This window comes from Actinomadura sediminis, assembly GCF_042675525.1.
GTDB lineage: Bacteria > Actinomycetota > Actinomycetes > Streptosporangiales > Streptosporangiaceae > Spirillospora > Spirillospora sediminis.
This window is the reverse complement of record NZ_JBHTJA010000044.1, coordinates 33,539-55,303: the sequence shown is the minus strand read 5'-3', so window position 1 is coordinate 55,303 and position 21,765 is coordinate 33,539. Positions and strand designations below refer to the sequence as shown.

Here is a 21,765-nt window from a genome sequence, read left to right as displayed (position 1 = left end):
CATGCCGACGGCGACGCGCAGCAGCGCGAGGTGGCCGGCCAGGAGGACGGCCGGGGGCGCGGCGGCCCACCAAGGCGCGACGCCGAAGGCGGCGACGGTGACGGCGGTGGCGAGCAGGGCGGTGAGGCCCGCGGTGCGGCGGCGGCGCCGGGCGATCACGCGGGCGCGGGACGGGGCGCGGGTGCGGCGCGGCTCCGGCTCGGTGTGCTCCTCGTCGAACTCGGCCTGCTTCTCGGTGTCGCGGCGGAGCCACATCGGGACCAGGACGATCGCCCAGACGGCGACGATGGCGAGGTAGAGGACGGCACTGCTCATCGGACCACCCCCAGGGCACGCCTGCGGCGCGCGCCGGCCATCGGCGCGCGCACGTGCAATGGGAGCAGGGTCACGCCCCGCACGGTACGAGCCGGTGTCAGAGGTTGACGAGCATAAGGGGCGGTGTGTCGCGAGATCGATCGCGCCGTTACTCTCCGTTTGCCGACTCATCGGCGGCGCAGGATATTTACGAGTCGAAAGTCACTGCCGGGGAAATGCTCGGCGGCGGTCGGCGAGCCAGCGGGAGCGCAGGCCACCGGGGACGTCCTCGACGGTGAGGGCATAGCAGATGTGGTCGCGCCAGGCGCCGTCGATGTGCAGGTGCCGGCGGCGAATTCCCTCTTCCCGGAATCCGAGTTTTTCGACGACGCGGCGGCTCGCGGCGTTCTCGGGACGGATATTGGCCTCGAGTCGATGCAACCCGACGGTGAAGAAACAGTGGTCCACCGCGAGGGCGACGGCGGTGGGGATCACGCCGCGGCCGGCGACCTGGCGGTCGATCCAGTAGCCGATCTGGGCGGAGCGGGCCGAGCCCCAGACGATCGCGCCGATCGTGAGCTGGCCGACGAAGTCGTCCTCGTGGGTGACGACCCAGGGCAGCGCGAGGCCCTGGCGGGCCTCGCGGCGCATCGTGTGGACCATGCCGACGTACGGGCCGAGCCCGCTGCGGAACAGCGGCGTCTCGGGGTTGGTGGGCTCCCAGGGGCGCAGCCAGTCGGCGTTGCGGACCCGCAGCTCGCGCCAGACGGACGCGTCGCGGTGCCGCAGCGGGCGCAGTCCTACGGGACCTTCGGTCAGGGTGACCGGCCATCCCCGCATTCGTTCCACGGTTCCATGATTCCCTGGTGCGGCGCCTGAACGCTATTTTTTGTGGTCGCCGCCGTGGATCTGGTCGACGGCGTGGGCGAGGACGCGGCCGAGGACGGTCATGCCGTCGCGGACGCCGCCGGTCGAGCCCGGCAGGTTGACGATGAGGGTCCGGCCCGAGACGCCGGCCAGGCCGCGGGAGAGGATCGCGGCGGGGACGGCGTCGCGGTTGTCCATGCGGATCGCCTCGGCGATCCCGGGGATCTCGCGGTCGAGGACGCGGCGGGTCATCTCGGGCGTCCGGTCGGTGGGCGTGAGGCCCGTGCCGCCGGTGGTGACGACGACGTCGTAGCCCTGGCCGACGGCGTCGCGGAGGACCTGCTCGACCGGCTCGCCGTCGGGGACGACGACGGGCCCGTCGACCAGGCAGCCGAGGTCGGAGAGCATCTCGACGAGGACGGGGCCGGAGCGGTCGGGGTACACCCCGGCGGACGCCCGGTTGGAGACGGTGACGGCCATCGCTCTCATCGGCGCCACGTCCCGTGCTTGCCGCCGGTCTTCTCCTCGACGCGGACGTCGGTGATCACGGCGGCCGGGTCGACGGCCTTGACCATGTCGACGAGGCCGAGGGCGGCGGTGCTCACCGCGGTGAGGGCCTCCATCTCGACGCCGGTGCGGTCGGCGGTGCGGGTGACGGCGGTGATCGCGACGCCCGCGTCCTCGATCGCCAGGTCGACGGTGACGCCGTGCAGGGCGATCGGGTGGCAGAGGGGGACGAGGTCGGGGACGCGCTTGGCGCCCATGATCCCGGCGATGCGGGCGACGGACAGCGCGTCGCCCTTGGGGACGTTCCCGGCGCGCAGGGCTGAGACGCACTCGGGCGAGAGGCGGACGAACCCGGTGGCGGTCGCGGTGCGGGCCGAGACGTCCTTGGCGGAGACGTCGACCATGCGGGCGGCGCCGCCGTCGTCGAGGTGGGAGAAGCCGGTCATGCGGGCAATCTCATCACGTCGACCGCGGCGCCCGCGGGGAGGGATTCGACGTCCTCGGGGACGATGATCAGCGCGTCGGCGGAGGCGAGGGACGCGAGCTGGTGCGAGCCCTGCACGTCGGCGGGGTCGACCGTGTAGCCGTCCTCGTAGGTGAGGCGCCCGCGCAGGAAGTGACGCAGCCCCGCCGGGGACTTGACGTCCCCGGACAGGACGGCTTTCACCGTGGGCAGCGGCTCCGGCGGGAGCCCCTGCATGGCGCGCAGGGCGGGACGGACGAACACTTGGAACGACACGTAGGCGCTCACCGGGTTCCCGGGCAAAGTGAAGATGGGCGTGCCGTCCATGAGGCCGAACCCCTGCGGTTTACCCGGGCGCATGCCCACCTTGTGGAACTTCACGGTTCCGGTGAGCGCCTCCTTGACGACGTCCCGGGACCCCATGGAGACGCCGCCGGACGTGATGACGGCGTCGGCGCGGACGAGCTGGTCCTCCAGCATGTCCTTGACCGAGCCGGGCTCGTCGTCCACGGTGGAGTGCCGGTAGCCGACACCGCCCGCTTCGGCGACGGCGGCGGTCAGCATGAAGGAGTTCGACTCCCAGATGTGCCCGTGCCCCAGCGGCGAGCCCGGTTCGCGCAGTTCGTCCCCGGTGGAGACGACGACGACGCGCGGCTTCGGCCGTACGGTCACGCGCGCCCTGCCGACCGCGGCGATCATGCCGAGCTGCGGCGCGCGGAGGCGGGTGCCCGCGGGCACGACGACCTGGCCCTCGCGGACGTCCTCGCCGGCGCGGCGGATGTAGTGCCCGGGCGGCGCGGACCGGACGATCCGGACGTGCGCCGTCCCGCCGTCCGTCCACTCGACCGGGATCACCGCGTCGGCCCCGGCGGGCATCGGCGCGCCCGTCATGATCCGGGCGGTCAGCCCGGGGCGCAGCGCCGACACCGCCGGGTCGCCCGCGACGACGTCGCCGACGACCGGCAGCCTCACCGGGTCGGCCTCGGTGGCCCCCGCGACGTCGGACGCGACGACGGCGTAGCCGTCCATCGCGGAGTTGTCGAACGGGGGCAGCGGGACGGGCGCGGAGACGGGCTCGGCGAGGACCGTCCCCCGCGCCTCCAGCAGCGCCAGGTCGAGCGGCGGCAGCGCCGTGACGCCGCCGAGGATGTCGTTCAGATGCTCGTCGACCGTTCTCATGGCCTCAAGTGTGACGGGACGTCACGCGTTCCCGTCACCGCCCACGCCGTCGTGCGTCCGGACGAACTCACGGAGCCACGGCAGGAACTCCGGCGACAGGTCGGGGCGTTCCGCCGCGAACTGGACGACCGTCCGCAGGTATTCGAGCTTGTTGCCGGTGTCGTAGCGGCGCCCGCGGAACTTCACCCCGAACACGCCGCCGCCCTCCTCGGCGGGCATGTCGGCGAGCGTCCGCAGCGCGTCGGTGAGCTGGATCTCGCCGCCGCGGCCGGGCGGGGTCTTCTCGAGGACGTCGAACACGGCCGGGTCGCAGACGTAGCGGCCGATGATGATCCAGTTGCTCGGCGCCTCCTCGGCGGACGGCTTCTCGACCAGGTCGCTGATCCGGACGACGTCGTCCTCGTCGGTGGCCTCGATGGCGGCGCAGCCGTAGGCGGAGACCTGGTCGGCGGGCACCTCCATGAGGGCGACGACGCTGCCGCCGTACCGGCCGCGGACCTCGATCATGCGCTGCAGCAGCTTGTCGCGGGCGTCGATCATGTCGTCGCCGAGCAGGACGGCGAACGGCTCGCGCCCGACGTGCTGGCGGGCGCAGTGCACCGCGTGCCCGAGCCCGCGCGGCTCGCCCTGCCGGACGTAGTGCATGATCGCGAGCTCGCTGGACTCGCGGACGGCGGACAGCCGGCCGTCGTCGCCCTTGGCGCGCAGGGCCTCCTCGAGCTCGTAGGCTCGGTCGAAGTGGTCCTCGATGGACCGCTTGCTGCGGCCGGTGACCATGAGGACGTCGCCGAGTCCGGCGTCCACGGCCTCTTCGACGACGTACTGGATCGCCGGTTTGTCGACGACGGGAAGCATTTCCTTGGGCGTCGCCTTCGTGGCGGGCAAGAATCGGGTACCGAGCCCGGCCGCCGGGACGACCGCCTTGGTCACGGGTGCGATATCAGTCATGTAGAGACCTTAGTAAGCCGCAAGGACGACAGCGTGCACGACATCGGAACGAAGACCGGACTCCGCACGGAACTGCTGGGCAACCGTGCCAGAATGGCGCCGCGGGCGCGCGCGGAGGCGGGCCGGGCGCTGCGTGACGCGCTGCTGTCGGTGCCCGAGGTGGAGATGGCCGGGACGATCGCGGCGTACGTCTCGATCGACCCCGAACCCGACACCCGCGGGCTCCTCTTCGCGCTGTGGAAGCGCGGGACGTACGTGCTCCTCCCCCGCCTGCTGCCGGACGGCGACCTCGACTGGGCGTCCTACGAGGGCCCGGACTCGCTCGAACCCGGTCCCCGCGGCTGCCTGGAGCCGACCGAGCCGCCGCGCGGCCCCGGGGCCGTCTCCAGCGCGGACGTCGTCCTGGCCCCGGCGGTCGCGGTGGACGGGTCGGGCATGCGGCTGGGCCGCGGCGGCGGGTCCTACGACCGCGCGCTGGCCCGGGTCGGTCCCGCGATCCTGACGGTCGGGCTCGTGTACGACGACGAGCTGGTCCCGGTGCTGCCCGCGGAGCCGCACGACCGGCGCGTCCGGGCCGCCGCCACGCCGTCCCGGGGGCTCGTGCGGTTCGGGTGACCGGGCGCACGCCCCTCCGGGCGCGGCCGGAATGGCCGGAAGCGGACGCCCGCATAAGGTGACCGGACGGGAAGATCGCGACATCCGGCACGCGATCGATGGTCGGCTTCACCTGGAGGTTCGAGATGACGGCGCCGTGGCGGATCCTGTCCCTGCCCCCGATCGACGAGGCCGTCGTGCGGGGCCTGCTCGCCCCGCTCGGGGACGCGGCCGAGGTGCGCTTCCCGGAGCCGGCCGACCGCTCCGGCCTCCTCGCGGGCCTCGCCGACGCCGAGATCGTCATCGGCGACTTCACCGGCCGGCTCGCGCTCGACGCCGAGGCCGTCGCGGCGGCGCCGCGCCTCGCGTTCGTGCAGATGCCGGCGGTCGGCACCGACAGCCTGGACGTCCCCGCGCTGACCGCACGGGACGTGCCGGTGGCGAACGCGGCGGGGTTCAACCGGCGCGGCGTGGCGGAGTGGGCGGTGGGCGCCGCGTTCGCGCTCTGCAGGCATCTCGCGTGGGGCGACCGGGCGGTGCGCGCGGGCGGCTGGCCGCAGCTCGAGCTCGCGGCGCGGCGCCCCCGCGAGCTGCACGCGCAGCGCGTCGGGGTCGTCGGGTTCGGGGCGATCGGTTCCGAGATCGCCCGCCTGTTCCAGGCGCTGGGCTGCGAGGTGTCGTACTGGACGCGGCGCCCGCGCCCCGAGGCGTCCGCGACCTACCGCGACCTGGACGACCTCGTGGGTTCGTCCGACGTCCTCGTGCTCGCCGTCCCGCTGACGGGCGAGACCCGCGGGCTCCTCGGCCCGGACCGCCTCGCCCTGCTGCCGGACGACGCCCTGCTGGTGAACGTCGCGCGCGGGGGCATCGCCCCCGACGACGCCGTCCTGGCCGCCCTCGAGTCGGGACGGCTGGCCGGTGCGGCCCTCGACGTGTTCGACTCCGAGCCGCTCCCGGACGATCATCCGCTGCGCTCGCACGACCGGGTGCTGCTGTCGCCGCACGCGGCGGGCGCCTCGGACCGGTCGCAGCTGAACCTGGTCGCGATGGTGCGCGACAACGTCGTCGCCGCCGTCCGCGGCGAGGACGTGCAGAACGTCGTCAACGGGGTAGATCCGCAGGTCAGGCGGCGTTAAGGCCGGGTCACGGGGATTCCGACACTCAACCCGAAATGCGCAAATGGGCGTTCAATCTGTAGGATCCCTAAACGATCAACTTTGACGACCCCGCGAAGGGTGGGATGTGCAGCTCGACATCTGGCTACTCCTCGGGGCCACACTCGTACTCAGCGCCATCGTCGCCGTCCGGCTGTCGCACCGCGCCGGGCTGCCGACCCTGCTGGCGTACATGGGTCTCGGCCTCTTCATCGGCGAGTCGGGACCGCTCCACATCGTCTTCGACGACGTGGCCCTCGCCGAGACGCTCGGGCTCGCGGCGCTCGTCCTCATCCTCGCCGAGGGCGGTCTCACCACCAACTGGCGGCAGGTCCGCCCGGCCGTCCCCGCCGCGCTCAGCGTCGCGACGATCGGGACGCTGCTCAGCATCGTCATCGTCGCGCTCCCCGCGATCTGGCTGATCGGCCTCGACTGGCGCGCCGCGTTCCTGCTGTCGGCCGCCCTCGCGCCGACCGACGCCGCCGCCGTCTTCTCCGTCCTGCGCCGGCTGCCGCTGCCGTCCCGCGTCGCGGGCCTGCTGGAGGCCGAGTCCGGCTTCAACGACGCGCCCGTCGTCATCATCGTGATCGCGCTCGCGACCACCGGGACCGTCCCGAACCCGCTCGAACTGTCCGCGATGCTCGTCTACGAGCTCGCCGTCGGCGCGCTGATGGGCCTCGCGATCGGGTGGCTCGGCGCCCAGGCGCTGCGCCGGGTGGCCCTCCCCGCCTCCGGCCTCTACCCGATCGCCGTGCTGTCGATGTCGATCGGCGCGTACGGCGCGACGTCGCTCATGCACGCCAGCGGGTTCGCGGCCGTCTACGTCAGCGCGCTCGTCCTCGGCAACGCCCGCCTCCCGCACCGGCCCGCCACCCGCGGCTTCGCCGAGGGCGTCGGCTGGCTCGCGCAGATCGGGCTGTTCGTCATGCTCGGCCTGCTCGCGTCGCCCGCCGACCTGCCCGCGCAGATCGTCCCCGCCCTGATCATCGGGTCGATCCTGCTGTTCGTCGCCCGCCCGCTGTCGGTGCTGGTCTCCACGCTCGGCTTCCGGATCCCGTGGGGCGAGCGGATGTTCATGTCGTGGGCCGGTCTGCGCGGCGCCGTCCCGATCGTCCTCGCCACCATCCCGATGGTGGAGCAGCTCCCCGGCTCCGACCGCAGCTTCGCGATCATCTTCAACATCGTCGTCGTGTTCACGCTCCTCCAGGCGCCCACGCTGCCGCTGGCGGCGCGGCTGTGCGGGCTCGAACGGGACGACGAGACGCGCGAACTCGACGTGGAGGCCGCGCCCCTCGAGGAACTGCACGCCGACCTGCTGGAGGTCCGGATCCCGGACGACTCCCAGATGAACGGCGTGGAGATCTTCGAGCTCCGGCTGCCCGCGGGCGCGTCCGTCACGCTCATCGTGCGGAACGGGTCCAGTTTCGTCCCGGAGCCCACCACCCCGCTGCAATCCGGCGACACCCTCCTGGTCGTGACGACCGAGGAGGTGCGGGACACCGCGGAGCGGCGCCTGCGCGCCGTCAGCCGCCGCGGCAAGCTGGCCGGCTGGTTCGGCGAGACCGGCACTTGACCGGCGCGGGAACAGGCCGGGGGCGAATCGTGTTCCACTCACGGGTACCATTAGCAGTCGTTCACAGTGAGTGCCAGTCCGGGGCCACCCGCCGGGCTGAGTCAGCTAGGAGGAACCGTGCCGACGTATCAGTACGTTTGCACCGAGTGCGGCGAGCCTCTGGAGGTCGTGCAGAAGTTCAGCGATGACGCGCTGACCGACTGCCCGGCGTGCGAGGGCAGGCTGCGCAAGGTCTTCTCCGCGGCGGGGATCATCTTCAAGGGGTCGGGCTTCTACCGGACCGACAGCCGCGGGTCCGGCAAGTCGACCGTGGGCTCCTCGTCCGGCGGTTCGTCGAACGGCTCGTCGAACGGTTCGTCCGACTCGTCGTCCTCTTCGGGCGACTCCGCGAAGTCCGACTCGTCGGCTTCGTCGTCCTCCTCGTCGAGCGGCGACTCCGGTTCGTCCTCGTCGTCGAAGGAAAAGGTCGCCTGACTTCGTGAACGCGCGGGGGCGACGGCCGCGCGGCCGCCGTCCCCGCCCGTACCGCGTCTTCCGAGCCCGGACGGACGCCGCCCGCACCGGGCGCGCCGCCGGGTTCGCCGCCGTCGGCTCAGCCGGTCCCGGGATGCGCCGCTGGGCGCGCCGCCGTCGGCTCAGCCCGTCCCGGATGTCCCGCCCGGCGGTCGAGCGCCGCTCCCGCCGCGCCGGCACTCCCTCTGGTCGAGGTGCCCGCTCTCGCCCGTCCGTCCGGGCGGATGGTGCCGGGCCGCACGCCCGCGGACACGCGACGCCCCCTCTGAGCTGCGCCGACGCCGCTCCTCTCCTGCTCCCGGCCGACCCGGGGGCGTCCCGCGCCGCCTCCCGGGCCCGCCCGCGCACCCCCGTCACTACACCTCCAGGGTGAACGCGGTCATCGGCCGTGCGCCCCGGGGCGTAGTGCGATTCGCTTCCCTCACACGACGCGTAAGCGGCCGCTCTCCGGTGAGCATTGGTCTGAACGGAACCCGTGCGGACGGGCGGGACCGCAGGTCACACGGACCGAGCGGCCCCGCGGCCCGGACATCGAGATAGCACCGACGCCTCTCGCCGACCGAGAGGCTCCGGCGGCGCATAACCGCCATATCTCGACTTCACCCCGCTCGGGCAGCAGCGGAGAGGAACCATGAGCGAACGCAGCCCGGCGCCCCCCGGCGCCCGACCGAAACGGACGGCCGGGTGGATCGCCGGCCGCCGGACCAAATGGGCCGTACTGGCCCTGTGGGTGATCCTCCTGGCCGCACTCGGCCCGCTCGCCGGGAGGCTCGGCGAGGTGGAGGAGAACGAGGCGTCGTCCTGGCTGCCCGGCGGAGCCGAATCGACGCGGGTCGTCGAACTCCAGGAGCGCTTCCGGTCCGAGGAGTCGATGCTCGCGGTGGTCGTCTACGAGCGGCCGTCCGGCATCACCGGGGCGGACCGCGCGGCGGTCGCCGAGGACGCGACGGCGTTCGCGTCGCTGCCCGGCGCGGAGACCGTGCAGGGCCCGATCCCGTCCGAGGACGGGCGGGCGCTCCAGGTCCTCGTCCCCCTCACCGGCGAGGACACCGTCGTCGACGCGGTGGACGAGGCCCGCGAACTCGCCCAGCGCGGACCGCCCGGCCTCGAAGCCCACGTCACCGGGCCCGCCGGCGCGGGCGCCGACCAGATCAAGGTCTTCGAAAGCCTCGACGGGTTCCTGCTGATGGCCGCGGGCGGCGTCGTCATCGTGCTGCTGCTGCTCATCTACCGAAGCCCGATCCTGTGGATCGTCCCCGTCCTGTGCGCGCTGGCCGCACTCGCACTCGCCCAGTCATTCGTTTACCTTCTGGCCAAGTACGCGGACCTGACGGTAAACGGGCAGAGCGCGGGCATCCTGACGGTCCTGGTCTTCGGGATCGCCACCGACTACGCGCTCCTCCTCGTGGCCCGGTACAGAGAGGAACTGCACCGGCACGAGGACCGGCACGAGGCCATGGCGTTCGCGCTGCGCCGCGCCGCCCCCGCCGTCATCGCATCCGGCGCGACCGTCGCGGCCGGGCTGGTCTGCCTGCTGCTGGCCGCGATGAACTCGACCGCGGGCATGGGCCCGGTCGCCGCCGCCGGGGTGCTGACCGCGCTCGCCGCGATGCTCACGCTGCTCCCCGCGCTCCTCGTGGTCTGCGGGCGCTGGCTGTTCTGGCCGTTGATCCCCCGGTACGACGCGAAATACCTGAAGCCGGAGGCGTACGAGGCCGAACACGGCGTCTGGAGCCGGGTCGCCGCGCTCGTCGGCAGGCGCCCGCGCGTGCTCTGGACCGTCACCACGGTCGCCCTCGCCGGCCTCACGTTCGGTTTGTTCTCCCTCAACGCCACCGGGCTGTCGAACGAGGGCATGTTCACCGGACGTCCCGACTCGATCGCCGGCCAGGACGTCCTGTCCGAGCACTACCCCGGCGGATCCGGCTCCCCGGCGGTCGTCATCGCCCCGGCGGGCGCGTCGGACGGCCTCGCGACGGCGATCCGCGGCACCGAGGGCGTCGCGGGCGTCGGCGCGCCGCAGACCGCGGACGGGCTCGTCCAGTACGAGGCGACGCTGCGGGCGCCCGCCGACAGCGAGGCCGCGCAGGAGACCGTCGAACGCCTGCGCGCCTCGCTCCCCGAGGACGCCCAGGTCGGCGGGACCACGGCCATCACCGTGGACACGAACGAGGCGTCGTCCCGCGACAACCTCGTCATCATCCCGATCGTCCTGGTCGTCGTGTTCGCCATCCTCGTGCTGCTGCTGCGCGCCCTCGTCGCGCCGCTGCTCATGATGGCGACCGTGGTCCTCTCCTTCATGGCGACCCTGGGCGCCTCCGCGCTCTTCTTCGAGCACGTCTTCGGCTTCGAGGGGTCCGACGCGTCGTTCCCCCTGCTGGCGTTCATCTTCCTGGTGGCCCTGGGCGTGGACTACAACATCTTCCTGATGCACCGGGTCAGGGAGGAGTCGCGGTCCCTCGGGACCCGGCGGGGCATCCTGCGCGGCCTGACCGTCACCGGCGGCGTCATCACCTCGGCGGGCCTCGTCCTGGCCGCCACGTTCGCGGCCCTGGTGACGCTCCCGCTGGTGTTCATGGTCGAGCTGGGCTTCACGGTCGCCCTCGGCGTCCTCCTGGACACCCTGATCGTCCGCTCGCTCCTCCTGCCCGCCCTCGCGCACGACATCGGCCCGCGCATCTGGTCGCCGAGCCGGCTCGCCCGCGAGGAACAGGCCGGCGAAAAGCCCAGAGTGCACCATCTCGTCCGCTGACGGCTCCGGGCGGGGCACCCGCCCCGCCCGGAGTTGTCCACAACCTCGACCGGCCGGGCGCCCCTCCTGGCCCGCTGGCTAATGTCGGCCCCATGCCAACCACACCCTCCATCGGCGTCATCGGCGGCTCCGGCTTCTACTCCTTCCTCGACGACGTCGAAGAAGTGCACGTCGACACCCCGTACGGCCCGCCCAGCGACCCCATCGCCGTCGGCGACCTCGCCGGGCGCCGCGTCGCGTTCGTCCCCCGCCACGGCCGCGACCACCGGTACCCGCCGCACAAGATCCCGTACCGCGCCAACCTGTGGGCCCTGCGCTCCCTCGGAGTCGGGCGGGTCCTCGCCCCGAGCGCCGTCGGCTCCCTCACGCCCGACCTCGGCCCCGGCACCCTCGCGATCCCCGACCAGCTCGTCGACCGCACGTCCGGACGTCCGCAGACCTACTACGACGAAGGCGCCGCCGTCCACGTCTCCTTCTCCGACCCGTACTGCCCGCACGGACGCCGAACCGCCCTCGAGGCCGCCCGCTCCACCGGCTGGGACCTCGCCGACGACGGCACCCTGGTCGTCATCGAGGGCCCCCGCTTCTCCACCCGGGCCGAATCCCGCTGGTTCGCCGCGCAGGGCTGGACGCTCATCGGGATGACCGGCCATCCCGAAGCCGTCCTCGCCCGCGAACTCGCGCTGTGCTACACGCCCCTGTGCCTCGTCACCGACCTCGACGCCGGCATCGAGGAGGGCGAGGGCGTCACGATGGAGGAGGTCCTGCGGGTGTTCGGCGAGAACGTCGGCCGGCTGAGATCCCTCGTCGCCGACATCGTCACCGCCCTCCCCGCCGAACGCGACTGCCCCTGCCCGAACGTCCTGGACGGCCTCGAACTCCCCCTGGAACTCCCCTGACCGCCTCCCCTCGGCGGCCACCGCCGCCCGGGCCGGTCCCGCCCCCTTGACCCGCGACGCCCCGCGAACGACCCGACGATCGTGGCCGCCCCACGCGGAGGCGCGTCGGCCAGGTGGGACGGTTCGCGGGGCCCGCCCCACCCTGACGGAGCCCGTGTCGCCTCCGGCCGAACGCGCCGGGGCACCCCTTCGGAGAAACGAGTGACCCGCTCAACGCTTCCGTCCCGCCTGCGCCGGCCGGTGGCGGCGCTGCTCGCCGCGGCCGCCGCGTGGCTCGCCCTGCTCACCCTGCGCCCCGATCCGCCGCCGACCGTCCGCGTCCTCACCGCCGCCCGCGACCTTCCCGCCGGAGCGACCCTGACACCGTCCGACGTCCGTCCCGTCCCGTTCCCCGCCGACGCCGTACCGTCCGGCGCCGTCCGCGCGGACGCGGCGGGCCGGATCCTCGCGGGCCCCATGCGGCGCGGCGAACCGCTCACCGACGTCCGGGTCGTCGGCGACCGCCTGCTGCGCGGCCACGGCCCCGGCAAGGTCGCCACCCCGGTCCGCATCGCCGACGCCGACACCGTCCGGCTGGTCCGCCCCGGCGACCGCGTCGACGTCCTGGCGGCCCCGCCCGCCGCACCACCGGGCGACGCCATGCCCACCCCGCTCACCGGCCGGCCACCCCACGGCGGGTCTTCGGCGGCGGCCCCACTCGGCGAGGCACCCCACGGCGAACGCTCGGCGGCGGTCGCGGGCGTGGCTCCATGGGAAGGGGCGCGTGCGGTGGTGTCGGCGGTACCCGTCATCGCCGTCCCGGCCGCGGACGAGGAACGCGCGCGGGACGGTGCGCTGATCGTCCTCGCGACCGACCGGGCGCAGGCCCTCGCGCTCGCCGGAACGCGGACGGACCTGTCGGTGACGATCACCTCGCCCTGACCCGCCGCCGCACGGTCGCGGACTCTGACTTGGCGGAACGGTGGTCGAAAGAATACGATCCGTGACCGTTCCGGTGCGAGCGGCCCGGAACGCGCGGCCTCCGGGCCGCTCGACCGGCGTGCCCGGAGGGCACGTACCCCCGAAGAGTGGAGCGTTCGCAATGAGTGGATTCAAGAAGTTCCTGCTGCGCGGCAACCTGGTGGAACTCGCGGTCGCGTTTGTGGTCGGCGCCGCGTTCGCGGGTCTCGTGAAGGACTTCGCCAACTCGTTCATCACCCCGCTGATCGCGCTGGTCGGGGGCAAGCCCGACTACACGCACCTCGCGGTCACGATCAACGACACCGAGTTCCCCTACGGAGTCTTCCTCACCTCCGCGATCGCGTTCCTGATCACCGCGGTGATCGTCTACTTCTTCGTCGTGCTGCCGATGACGAAGCTCATCGAGCGCATGGACCGCAACCAGGAGGTCACCGAGCGGGAATGCCCCGAGTGCCTGGGCACGATCCCGGTCAAGGCGCGCCGCTGCCAGTTCTGCACCGCCGAGGTCACCCCGGTCGTCCAGACTCCCGCCTGAGACCGCCGGGCGCTGAGGCCCACGCGTCAGTGGGCGCTGTCGGTTCCGTACTCCCAGTGCCACGGTTCGAACGGATTGCTGTAGGCCCACGCCGGGTGGAACCAGCCGTACTTCTCGGCGTTGGCCTCCATCCAGTTGAACTGCACGGACCCGGAGTTCTGGACGCCGCCGCACAGGTCGAGCGCCTGCCCCTTGCCGTGGTTGCTGGTTCCCGGGACGGCCGCGAAGCCGGGGCGGCGCGCGTAGACGCTGTGCTGCTCGGACAGGCTGCGGTACGCGTCCGTCACGCACATCTCGCGGCCGAACCGCTCCTTGTAGGCGGTGTTCAGCTTGTAGAACCCCAGGGCCGCGTCCGCGCGCAACTGGTGGCCCTCCTGCGGCAGGTCACAGAGGTACTTGGACGGGATCAGCCCGTTCGGGAACCCCTTCGCCTCGGCCACCAGGCTCTCGTCGCACGCGAGCTGCACGCGCTTGGACCGCGGAAGGTCGCCGAGCAGCCCGTTGAGCTGCTCGGTGAGTTCGGCCGAACGCTTCTTCAGCGACGCGATGTCCTGCTCGACGCGGGCCTGCTCGACCGCGTTGCTCGACTGCAGTTCCTGCGCGGTCGACGCGAGTTCCCGCTGGCGGCTCTGGAGGTCGTCGGCACGGTCCACGAGCGCCTGCTGCGTCTGCGCGAGCATCGTCACGTCCGCGGTCGAGCGCAGCACCTGCACCGGGTCCCCGCCACCGAAGATCGCCATGGAGCCGGTGGCGTCCGGATGCTGGTAGGACGTGTTCGCCAGCCGGGCCACCGGCTCACGGATCCGGTTGAGCTCGGCCTCGGCCGCGGCCAGATCCTTCAGCGTGGTGCGCAGTTTCTCCTGCGACTCCTCGAGGGCCTTCCGGCGGTCCTTCATCTCTTTCGTGGCCTTCTCCAGCTCCTCACGAGCCTTCGAAGCCTCACTGCGGAGCTTCTCGTAGGCATCGGCCGGGCCGTCGGCCGCTCTGGCCTCGCCGTGCGCGGAGAACATCGCCATCACCAGGAAGACCGCGGTCAGCGCAGCCGACCGGGGGTTCGGCACGGTGGTTTTCCTCCTGATGCCCGAATGCGGATCAGCGGCCAGAACGCTACCAGAACCCGAACGAGCACCCTGCGTCATCGCGGGGCTTCGGGCCGGACGGCTTCAGCGGTCGCCGCGCTCGCCCCAGCGGCACCACCGTTCGAGGAACGGCACGTCCTCCCACCTGCAGTCGCGCTGCTCCCGGGACCGCTCGGTCTCCCGCGGCGCCGACGGCCGCCGCGGCGTCGCGGCGGGGGTGGGCGCGGGCGCGGGCGCCGGAGGCGGCGGCGGGGTGAGCGTGTCGGCCTGCGGCCCGGCCTCCGGCGCGACGTACTTCCCGTACGTCGGCTCCGCCGCCGGCGTCACCTGCTGGACGGGCGTCACGGCTCGGGACGAACCGTCCCGTTCGCCCCCGAACGTGAACACGCCCAGGGTCGCCAGGAGCGGCACGCCGACCAGAACGCCGACGATCGCCGCCCGTTTCCTCCGGGGCCCGCGCTCTTCGGCCTTACCCGCCTCGGACTGCCCACGATGCCGACCCGTCACGGCACCGAAGCGTACCGACGTCACCTCGCCCGGCCTAGCCGCATCCCTACAGATTCCGCGCACCGACTATCAACCGGGCTCACAACCACCCCCGTGGCGGAGTGCGGGACGTGACGGGCGAACGGGATAAGGGCGCGCGTCATCGGCGCCCGTCCTCTACCCTGTAGGTGCCGTCCGCTACGCTCGTGCGGCGAGCGACGACCGGCCTCCGTAGCTCAGGGGATAGAGCACCGCTCTCCTAAAGCGGGTGTCGCAGGTTCGAATCCTGCCGGGGGCGCAATCATCGAGCAGGGGTTCCGGCCGTGGTCACGGGCGGGGCATCAGGGACGCGTCGGGGTGCTCCACCAGTTCGTGCTCCTCGCGGCGGATGCGTTCGCGGCCCCATTCGCCCAGCGGCTCCAGTGCCCTGTTGAGGGCGCGGCCGTGCTCGGTCAGGGAGTACTCCACGCGGGGCGGGACCTCCGCGTAGACCTTGCGGAGCACCAGGCCGTCCTGTTCCATCTCGCGCAGGTGCTGGGTCAGCATCTTCTCGCTCACGCCGGGGAGTCCGCGGCGCAGTTCGGCGAAGCGCCGGGTGCCGAGTTCGTTGAGCTCCCAGAGGATCAGGCCCTTCCACTTGCCGCTGACCACGTCGAGGGCGGCGTCGATCCCGCAGAAGTACGGACCGCGCCTGGTCTGCTTCGGCATGCCCCAACCTCACTAACTAGAAGGTAAGTACCCCAGAAAATAGTCGGTACTTCTCGTTTCGTCGCGACGGGCCCAGCATGGAGGCGACGTGTTCGACGGATCAAGGAGCTTCCATGACGGATATGCGGGCCCGCGTCGCGGTGCTGGGGATGGGCGAGATGGGACGTGCGCTGGCCGGTGCGCTGGTCGGCGCGGGACGGCCCGTGGCGGTGTGGAACCGGACGCCCGGGAAGGCGGACGCGCTGGTCGGGCGGGGCGCCGTCGAGGTCGGGGTCCGGGACGCGGTGACCGCGGGGCTGGTCGTGGTGTGCCTGTACGACCACGCGTCGGTGCACGAGACGCTCGACCCGGTGGCCGATGGGCTGCGGGGGCGCACGGTCGTGAACCTGACGACCACGACGCCGGACGAGGCGCGGGAACTGGCGAAGTGGGCTGACGCGCACGGGATCGCGTACCTGGACGGGGCGATCATGGCGACGCCGCCGATGATCGGCGCGCCGGGGGCGCGGATCCTCTACAGCGGGTCCCGCGAGGTGTTCGAGGAGCACCGGGAGCTGTTCGGGCTGTGGGCGGACGCGACGTACGACGGTGCGGACGCCGGGATGGCGTCGCTGTTCGACCTCGCGATGCTGGCGGGGATGTATCCGCTGTTCGCCGGGTTCATGCACGGGGCGGCGATGCTGCAGTCGGCGGGCGTCACGGCGGCCGAGTTCGCCACGCGGGCCGCGCCGTTCCTCGCCGCGATGACCGGGGTGTTCCCGCAGATCGCGCAGATCGTGGACGGCGGGGACTACCGCGGCCCCGGGCAGAGCCTCGACTGGACGGTCGCGGCGCTGGACGCGATCGCGCGGGCGAGCCGCGAGCAGGGCGTCGAGCCGGTGCCGATCGACATGGTCCGGGGGCTCGTCCGGCGGCAGATCGAGGACGGGCACGGCGCCGAGGACTTCGACCGGATCATCGAGGGCATGCGCGCCGCGACGTGAACGGCCCACATGTCCCGTAGGTGAATTCTGGCCGGACGTTCGCGCCGGATCTGGCGATCCGGCGCGCCGTCCTGCCAGCCTGGAGGGCCCCGCAACGATCTTGGTGCCCACAGGAAAAGACAACGGTGAGTCTCGGCTTCGAATGGGACTTCGGCGCGATCGTCGCCGCCCTCAGTGTCGTGATCCCCTTCATGGCGTTCGTGTGGGAGTTCGTCGTCGTCCGGCGCAAGCGGCTCGGCTACCGGGTGCAGATGGACACGCTGGCGACGGACACGGCGCACGCGCCGAGCGCGGACGTGCTCGCGCGGATGCACGACGACGGCAGGGAGCTCGACGAGCCGTCGTTCGTCCTGCTGCGGGTGGAGAACGCGGGGCTGACGGAGATCGTCGAGGGCGATTACCTGACGCCGCAGAACGACTGGACGGGGATCCGGGTGACGTTCCGGGACCGCCGGGTGGTCGGCCTGGCGGTGACCGAACTCAGCCAGCCGGAACTGCGCGATTTCTTCATCACGCAGGACGAGAACGGAACGCGGGAGGCCGAGGGGTTCGGCATCACCGGCGATGGGGACGCGGGTGTCATCAACCTGCCGAAGGTGAAGCTCAACACGGGCGCCCACTACAAGGTGCTGGCGGTGCTGGAGCGCAGTGCCGGCGAGCCCGGGGAGCGGTTCTCCACGCCGGTGTTCCGGGCGGACGTGTCCGGCCGGAACAACCGCTGGGTGCGCTGGGCGTCCCGGCTGAAGCTGGCGCGGACCGAGAGCCACACGTTCGCGTCGCGGCCGGCGCTGGTGGGCATCGCGCTGCTGACGACGGCGGTGCTGCTGCAGTCGAGCCTCGCGCTGTTCTGGCGGGCGGAGCCGCCGCCGCTGGACTGCGTCGGCGGGACGCTGCGGCTGCACGGCTCGACCGCGTTCGCGCCGGCGGTGACGGAGGCGGCGGAGCGGTACGTGGAGCTGTGCGGCGGAAAGGGCGCGGCGATCCCGGTCGGGCCGGCGACGTTCCAGGGCAGCACGGAGGGCGTCAACGCGCTGGAGCGGGCCGGTGAGGAGGCGAGGGTCCCCGTCGACGCGGGCCTCGGCGGCCATCTCGCGTTCACCGACGGCCGGGCCGTGGGGAATCATCCCCGGCTGCTGGCGCGGCCGATCGCGTACTCGCTGTTCACCCTCGTGGTCAACAAGGACGCCGAGGTGCAGAACCTGTCGTCGCAGCAGATCCGCGACATCTACGCCGGGGAGATAACGAACTGGTCGGAGGTGGGCGGCGCGTCCGTCCCGATCCAGCTCGTCAACCGCCACCGCGGCTCGGGGACCCGGACGGCGCTGGAGGAGCGGGTGCTGAACGGCGGGGGCCGTCCGCGGGCGGCGGTGCGGGAGGCGACCGTGGCCGACTGCGCGGCGCTGGCGCGGGACGAGCCTGGCGGGTGCGAGGTCGGCCGGACGCCGGCGCTGCTGCGGGAGGTCGCGGACGTTCCGGGGGCCCTCGGGTACAGCGAGGCGGCGAGCGCGGCGGCGGCCGGGGACGTCGTGCGGGTGCGCATCGACGGCGTCCCGGCGACGCTGGACGGCGTCGAGGACGGCCGGTACCCGTACTGGCAGATCGAGTTCGCCTACACCTACGGGGAGCCGCCCGCCGGCTCGATCGCCGCGGCCTTCCTGCGCTACCTGACGGACCAGGGCGGCAAGGACGTCCTGCGCCAGTTCGGCGACCGGCCCTGCTCGGAGACGCGGTTCCCGCTGCTGTGCGAACCGGCGTGACCGCGGAGGCGGCCACGCCGGGACGGTCGCGCGGCGCCTACCGGCGGACGTCCAGCCAGACCAGGCGGTGGTCGGAGGACGGGAACGGGTAGGCGCCGGTCAGCCGGGACAGCGGGTCGGACGACACGGGCCAGAACACGCCGCCGCCGGTGACGCGCGTCCCCCGGGACGGCAGGACGTAGTCGACCCGCAGGTTGCCCGGGGCGGTGTCGGCGAAGTCGGCGGTGTCGTGCCGCGGGTCGCCCTCGTGGTCGAGGTTCGCGCCGCCCTGGACGGCGGCGGCCTCGGCGGCGCCGCCGCTGGACGGGACGGGCGACGCGTCGACGCGCGGGTTGCGGAGGAGCTGGTGGATCGCGCCGGCGTGGCTGTCGCCGTCCTTGGGGTCGGCGTTCTGGTCGCCGGCGATGACGAACGCCGCGCCCGGCCGCAGGCCGCCGCGCCGGCCGCGGTCGTCGTAGATGTAGCGGCCGTGCCACGGGCGGACGTAGTCCGCCCAGAAGCGGATCTCGTCGTGGTTGCGGCGCCCGTTGCGGTCCTCGGCGCCGTCGAAGGACGGCGGCGTCGGGTGGCTGACGAGGAAGTGCACGGTGCGGCGGCCCACGCGGATCGGCACGTCCCAGTGGCTCTTGGACGACAGCCGGACCGACTTCAGCTCCTCGTCGCCGTACCAGTCGGACGGCGTGTGCGTCGTCGCGTCGTCCGGGAGCGCGGCGCCCGGCATGTCCTTCCACAGGAACTTCTGGAAGGTGCGGACCCGCCGGTGGTCGATCGGGTAGCGGGAGTAGACGACCATGCCGTACTGGCCGGGGAACATGCCGTAGCCGTACGCGTCCTGCCCGTAGGGGTCGGAGCCGGGCTCGGTGACGGCCTTGCCGTCGTTGTTCAGGTCGAGGCCGGAGGCGATGCCGGTGTTGCTCGGCGCCGTGTAGCGGTACCGGTACCGGATCGGGTCCGCGCCGCCCTGCCCGACCGACAGGTAGTTGTCCTGGAAGAGCCGGGCGGCCTCGCCGCGCCGGTCGTAGTCGAACTCGTTGACGAGCAGGACGTCCGGGCGGGCGCGCTGGACGATCTCGGCGACCGTCCGGGCCTGCGCGTCGGTGCGGGTGGACAGGTCCGCGACGAGTTCGCCTTCCGCCGCGCGGTTCAGCGACGCGTTGAACGTGGCGAACCGGACGTCGGCGGGAGGTCCGGGGCGTCCGCCGTGTGCGGAGGCGGCGGGCGCGGGCATGGCCGCGGCCGCCGAGACGGCCGCCGCGGCGGCGAGCGCCGCGCGGGCACCGGCACGGATCATGAGCACTCCTTCGGGGGGTTCCCGGGTGGGACCGGTCAGGCGCGGACGCGCACGGCGAGCGCGTACACGCGGGTGATCTGCGAGGCGCTGCCATTGTCGTCCGAAACGAGGTACAGGACGTGACGTCCGTGCGGCGTGCGGCCGCCGAGCGCCATGCCCTCGACGTTGTCGAGGAGCGGGTTCGGCTGCGGCTGCTCGGCGGTGGCGCCGGACGGCGGGCAGTCGGCCAGGTCGACGAGGAGTTCCTTGGCGAGCGCGGCCGGGGCTCCGGCGGGGACGGACGCGACGCCGGAGACGTCCTGCGCGCGGTGCGTCGAGGTGCGGTAGATCCGCACGGTGTTGCCGACGCCGGACGTCCAGCCGCGTTCGAGGGCGAGGAGGCCGCCGCCGCGGAGCGCGACGAGCTCGACCAGGCCGAGGCCGGGGTCGGTCTCGTACGCGTACTGGGCGGCCGGGCGGTAGTCGCGGCCCCGGCTCCGGTCGTAGCGCAGGATGCGGTTGACGCCGGACGCGTCGGTCGACAGCGGGCCCTCCATCCCGGCGTACAGGGTGCGGCCGTCGCGGGTGGCGGCGAGCGCCTCGAACGTGCGGTTCCGCGCGGCGTCGCCCGCGGGGGCGACCCGGAACCGCCCGGGCACGGGCAGTTCGGCCCGCTGCCGGCCGGTCCGCGCGTCGAAGCGGCGGATGGACGGCTCGGTCTCCGAGCTGACGAGCACCGTGCGTCCGCCCGGCTCGGCGACGAGGCCCTCGCCGTCGAGGTCGGCGCCGGTGTAGGGGGTGCCGTCGGGGCGTTTCAGGGTGGTGACGTCGCGCGCCGCCGCGTGCGGTCCGCCGCGGCCGGCCCGCAGCGAGAGCCCGTACACGCGGGCGGGCGTGGTGCCGATGTTGTCGACCAGCGCGAGGGCGCGGCCGGGGCGGGTGACGGCGAGGGCCGAGAGCCCGGACACGGCCGTGCCGTCCAGGGTCGTCTTGTCCAGCGCGTCGGAGAAGCCGAGCAGCGCGGCGGACGGCGAGCACGCCGCGGCCCGCGGCGGGGGCGAGGCCGCGGCCGGGGCGGCGGGGACGGCGAGGGCGCCGCCGAGCATCAGCCCGGCCGCGGGGACGAGCAACCTACGTGACCACATGTCGGCCTCCGGGGAACGCATGACCCGTGAGCGTACGGCGGGCGGGCCCGCCGTACCCCGAGCGTGATCGAAGCTCCCGCCGAACATCAGATGAACGCACGTTTCCGGTCGCTTCCGACATTCGGCCCGGGATCGCCGGAGCCGCTCGAAGCGGGGATCGGGCCCGTGCCGGACCGGCGTCCCGAGGTGCGGCACGCCGGCGCGCGCCCGCCGGTGCGGCCGCTCGCGAGGCGTCGGCCGCAGGGCGCGAGGGTGCACGGGCGGCTTTCGGAGACGGGCGATTTCGCCGATGTTCGGGAGGCGGGCGGGCCCTACGGTCTCCGACTGACCGGCCCCGGACGTGCGGGGCCGGCGCGAGACTCGTTCCCCCTGCGCCTTCGGGCGTGAAAAGAGGCTCTGTCATGTCCCATCCGAAGTCCGTCCGGCGGATCGCGGCCACGGCCCTCGCGGCCGCGGCCGGTGCCGCCTGCCTGACCGTGGGCACCGGCTCCACGGCGGCGGCCGCGTGCTCCGACGTCGAGGTGGTGTTCGCCCGCGGGACGGGCGAACTGCCCGGTCTCGGCATCGTCGGCACGCCGCTGGTCAGCGCCCTCAAGGCGAACCTGCCCGGGAAGTCGGTCACCTCGTACGGGGTGAACTACGCCGCCGACTACGCGCAGCTCAGCGCGGGGGCGGGCGCCACCGACATGAGCAACCGCATCAAGTCGGTGGCCGCGTCGTGCCCGGGCACCTCGTTCGTGATCGGCGGGTACTCGCAGGGCGCGAGCGTCACCGACATCGCGATCGGCATCCCGACGGTGCTGGGGCGCGGCGGCACGATCCCGGAGAACCTGGCGCCGCGCGTCAAGGCGGTGGTCGTCTACGGCAACCCGCTGCGGCTCTACGGCCAGACGGTCAACAGCGCGAGCCGGACGTACGGGGGGAGGGCGCTCGACATCTGCAACGCCGGCGACCCCGTGTGCGGGGCGGGCGCGAACTTCTTCGCGCACCTGACGTATCCGCTGAACGGCACCGTCGACCAGGGCGCGCGGTTCGCCGCCGGCAAGGTGCGGGCCGGCTGAGCCGTCCGGGCGGCCGCGGGGTCCGGCGGCCGCCCGGA

Annotated in this window: 21 protein-coding genes, 1 tRNA gene and 1 pseudogene; 12 read left to right on the top strand and 11 right to left on the bottom strand. The window is 73.2% G+C overall.

Annotated elements, in window-relative coordinates:
* The 6 genes and pseudogenes from ACFQ11_RS21290 to galU all read right to left on the bottom strand — a co-directional run.
* Positions 1-315: pseudogene (locus ACFQ11_RS21290) on the bottom strand (hypothetical protein); the annotation flags it as partial.
* Positions 316-516: 201 nt separating this feature from the next.
* Entirely contained in the window at positions 517-1,134 is a 618-nt protein-coding gene (locus ACFQ11_RS21285) for a GNAT family N-acetyltransferase (RefSeq protein ID WP_378301228.1), read from the bottom strand.
* Positions 1,135-1,176: 42 nt separating this feature from the next.
* On the bottom strand, positions 1,177-1,650 hold the full coding sequence (locus ACFQ11_RS21280; protein ID WP_378301226.1) for a MogA/MoaB family molybdenum cofactor biosynthesis protein: 474 nt from the start codon (positions 1,648-1,650) through the stop codon (positions 1,177-1,179).
* The gene (gene moaC, locus ACFQ11_RS21275; RefSeq protein ID WP_378301224.1) at positions 1,647-2,114 is read right to left on the bottom strand and encodes a cyclic pyranopterin monophosphate synthase MoaC; all 468 of its coding nucleotides are present in this window, start codon (positions 2,112-2,114) and stop codon (positions 1,647-1,649) included. The genes ACFQ11_RS21280 and moaC overlap by 4 nt, the downstream gene beginning before the upstream one ends.
* The gene (glp, locus tag ACFQ11_RS21270; RefSeq protein WP_378301222.1) at positions 2,111-3,310 is read right to left on the bottom strand and encodes a molybdotransferase-like divisome protein Glp; all 1,200 of its coding nucleotides are present in this window, start codon (positions 3,308-3,310) and stop codon (positions 2,111-2,113) included. The genes moaC and glp overlap by 4 nt, the downstream gene beginning before the upstream one ends.
* Before the next feature lie 21 nt (positions 3,311-3,331).
* Complete coding sequence (galU, locus tag ACFQ11_RS21265) at positions 3,332-4,258, bottom strand: UTP--glucose-1-phosphate uridylyltransferase GalU (RefSeq protein ID WP_378301219.1); 927 nt, start codon at positions 4,256-4,258, stop codon at positions 3,332-3,334.
* A 33-nt stretch (positions 4,259-4,291) separates the two neighbouring features.
* Between galU and ACFQ11_RS21260 the strand changes: the two genes are divergently transcribed.
* From ACFQ11_RS21260 to mscL, 8 genes are all read left to right on the top strand, one after another.
* Positions 4,292-4,873, top strand: a complete 582-nt coding sequence (locus tag ACFQ11_RS21260; protein WP_378301217.1) for a 5-formyltetrahydrofolate cyclo-ligase — start codon at positions 4,292-4,294, stop codon at positions 4,871-4,873.
* 125 nt (positions 4,874-4,998) lie between these two features.
* Positions 4,999-5,988 (top strand): NAD(P)-dependent oxidoreductase, encoded by a 990-nt coding sequence (locus ACFQ11_RS21255; protein WP_378301215.1) that lies wholly within the window; start codon positions 4,999-5,001, stop codon positions 5,986-5,988.
* Positions 5,989-6,094: 106 nt separating this feature from the next.
* Entirely contained in the window at positions 6,095-7,579 is a 1,485-nt protein-coding gene (locus tag ACFQ11_RS21250; RefSeq protein WP_378301213.1) for a potassium/proton antiporter, read from the top strand.
* A 117-nt stretch (positions 7,580-7,696) separates the two neighbouring features.
* A complete protein-coding gene (locus ACFQ11_RS21245; protein ID WP_378301211.1) occupies positions 7,697-8,053 on the top strand; it encodes an FmdB family zinc ribbon protein in 357 nt (118 codons plus the stop codon).
* 670 nt (positions 8,054-8,723) lie between these two features.
* A complete protein-coding gene (locus ACFQ11_RS21240; protein ID WP_378301209.1) occupies positions 8,724-10,844 on the top strand; it encodes an MMPL family transporter in 2,121 nt (706 codons plus the stop codon).
* Between the two features lie 92 nt (positions 10,845-10,936).
* Complete coding sequence (locus ACFQ11_RS21235) at positions 10,937-11,743, top strand: S-methyl-5'-thioadenosine phosphorylase (RefSeq protein ID WP_378301207.1); 807 nt, start codon at positions 10,937-10,939, stop codon at positions 11,741-11,743.
* 201 nt (positions 11,744-11,944) lie between these two features.
* Positions 11,945-12,664, top strand: a complete 720-nt coding sequence (locus ACFQ11_RS21230; protein ID WP_378301205.1) for an SAF domain-containing protein — start codon at positions 11,945-11,947, stop codon at positions 12,662-12,664.
* A 160-nt stretch (positions 12,665-12,824) separates the two neighbouring features.
* Complete coding sequence (gene mscL / locus ACFQ11_RS21225; protein WP_378301203.1) at positions 12,825-13,238, top strand: large conductance mechanosensitive channel protein MscL; 414 nt, start codon at positions 12,825-12,827, stop codon at positions 13,236-13,238.
* Between the two features lie 26 nt (positions 13,239-13,264).
* Here the strand turns inward: mscL and ACFQ11_RS21220 are convergent, their stop codons facing one another.
* Both ACFQ11_RS21220 and ACFQ11_RS21215 read right to left on the bottom strand, forming a co-directional pair.
* A complete protein-coding gene (locus ACFQ11_RS21220; RefSeq protein WP_378301202.1) occupies positions 13,265-14,299 on the bottom strand; it encodes a D-alanyl-D-alanine carboxypeptidase family protein in 1,035 nt (344 codons plus the stop codon).
* Positions 14,300-14,401: 102 nt separating this feature from the next.
* On the bottom strand, positions 14,402-14,824 hold the full coding sequence (locus ACFQ11_RS21215) for a hypothetical protein (protein ID WP_378301200.1): 423 nt from the start codon (positions 14,822-14,824) through the stop codon (positions 14,402-14,404).
* Between the two features lie 204 nt (positions 14,825-15,028).
* Between ACFQ11_RS21215 and ACFQ11_RS21210 the strand changes: the two genes are divergently transcribed.
* Positions 15,029-15,101: transfer RNA gene (locus ACFQ11_RS21210), tRNA-Arg, on the top strand.
* Positions 15,102-15,130: 29 nt separating this feature from the next.
* On the opposite strand, the gene ACFQ11_RS21205 is transcribed toward ACFQ11_RS21210, so the two are convergent.
* On the bottom strand, positions 15,131-15,511 hold the full coding sequence (locus ACFQ11_RS21205; RefSeq protein WP_378301198.1) for a winged helix-turn-helix transcriptional regulator: 381 nt from the start codon (positions 15,509-15,511) through the stop codon (positions 15,131-15,133).
* A 113-nt stretch (positions 15,512-15,624) separates the two neighbouring features.
* On the opposite strand from ACFQ11_RS21205, the gene ACFQ11_RS21200 reads away from it, so the two are divergent.
* Together ACFQ11_RS21200 and ACFQ11_RS21195 are read left to right on the top strand one after the other, a co-directional pair.
* Complete coding sequence (locus tag ACFQ11_RS21200; RefSeq protein ID WP_378301196.1) at positions 15,625-16,494, top strand: NAD(P)-dependent oxidoreductase; 870 nt, start codon at positions 15,625-15,627, stop codon at positions 16,492-16,494.
* A 125-nt stretch (positions 16,495-16,619) separates the two neighbouring features.
* The gene (locus ACFQ11_RS21195) at positions 16,620-18,251 is read left to right on the top strand and encodes a substrate-binding domain-containing protein (protein WP_378301194.1); all 1,632 of its coding nucleotides are present in this window, start codon (positions 16,620-16,622) and stop codon (positions 18,249-18,251) included.
* Positions 18,252-18,288: 37 nt separating this feature from the next.
* Here ACFQ11_RS21195 and ACFQ11_RS21190 read toward each other — a convergent pair whose 3' ends face one another.
* On the bottom strand, positions 18,289-19,542 hold the full coding sequence (locus ACFQ11_RS21190; RefSeq protein WP_378301192.1) for an endonuclease/exonuclease/phosphatase family protein: 1,254 nt from the start codon (positions 19,540-19,542) through the stop codon (positions 18,289-18,291).
* Between the two features lie 35 nt (positions 19,543-19,577).
* The gene (locus ACFQ11_RS21185) at positions 19,578-20,687 is read right to left on the bottom strand and encodes an esterase-like activity of phytase family protein (RefSeq protein WP_378301190.1); all 1,110 of its coding nucleotides are present in this window, start codon (positions 20,685-20,687) and stop codon (positions 19,578-19,580) included.
* 380 nt (positions 20,688-21,067) lie between these two features.
* On the opposite strand from ACFQ11_RS21185, the gene ACFQ11_RS21180 reads away from it, so the two are divergent.
* A complete protein-coding gene (locus ACFQ11_RS21180) occupies positions 21,068-21,727 on the top strand; it encodes a cutinase family protein (protein ID WP_378301188.1) in 660 nt (219 codons plus the stop codon).
* The last annotated feature ends 38 nt before the right edge of the window (positions 21,728-21,765 follow it).

Bases quoted from the DNA above. Each gene is read 5' to 3' on its own strand.
- ACFQ11_RS21240 (WP_378301209.1), top strand. From the start codon at position 8,724: ATGAGCGAACGCAGCCCGGCGCCCCCCGGCGCCCGACCGAAACGGACG.
- moaC (WP_378301224.1), bottom strand. From the start codon at position 2,114: ATGACCGGCTTCTCCCACCTCGACGACGGCGGCGCCGCCCGCATGGTC.
- ACFQ11_RS21190 (WP_378301192.1), bottom strand. From the start codon at position 19,542: ATGATCCGTGCCGGTGCCCGCGCGGCGCTCGCCGCCGCGGCGGCCGTC.
- mscL (WP_378301203.1), top strand. From the start codon at position 12,825: ATGAGTGGATTCAAGAAGTTCCTGCTGCGCGGCAACCTGGTGGAACTC.
- galU (WP_378301219.1), bottom strand. From the start codon at position 4,258: ATGACTGATATCGCACCCGTGACCAAGGCGGTCGTCCCGGCGGCCGGG.
- ACFQ11_RS21205 (WP_378301198.1), bottom strand. From the start codon at position 15,511: ATGCCGAAGCAGACCAGGCGCGGTCCGTACTTCTGCGGGATCGACGCC.
- ACFQ11_RS21255 (WP_378301215.1), top strand. From the start codon at position 4,999: ATGACGGCGCCGTGGCGGATCCTGTCCCTGCCCCCGATCGACGAGGCC.
- ACFQ11_RS21280 (WP_378301226.1), bottom strand. From the start codon at position 1,650: ATGAGAGCGATGGCCGTCACCGTCTCCAACCGGGCGTCCGCCGGGGTG.
- glp (WP_378301222.1), bottom strand. From the start codon at position 3,310: ATGAGAACGGTCGACGAGCATCTGAACGACATCCTCGGCGGCGTCACG.
- ACFQ11_RS21185 (WP_378301190.1), bottom strand. From the start codon at position 20,687: ATGCGTTCCCCGGAGGCCGACATGTGGTCACGTAGGTTGCTCGTCCCC.
- ACFQ11_RS21235 (WP_378301207.1), top strand. From the start codon at position 10,937: ATGCCAACCACACCCTCCATCGGCGTCATCGGCGGCTCCGGCTTCTAC.
- ACFQ11_RS21200 (WP_378301196.1), top strand. From the start codon at position 15,625: ATGACGGATATGCGGGCCCGCGTCGCGGTGCTGGGGATGGGCGAGATG.
- ACFQ11_RS21285 (WP_378301228.1), bottom strand. From the start codon at position 1,134: ATGCGGGGATGGCCGGTCACCCTGACCGAAGGTCCCGTAGGACTGCGC.
- ACFQ11_RS21180 (WP_378301188.1), top strand. From the start codon at position 21,068: ATGTCCCATCCGAAGTCCGTCCGGCGGATCGCGGCCACGGCCCTCGCG.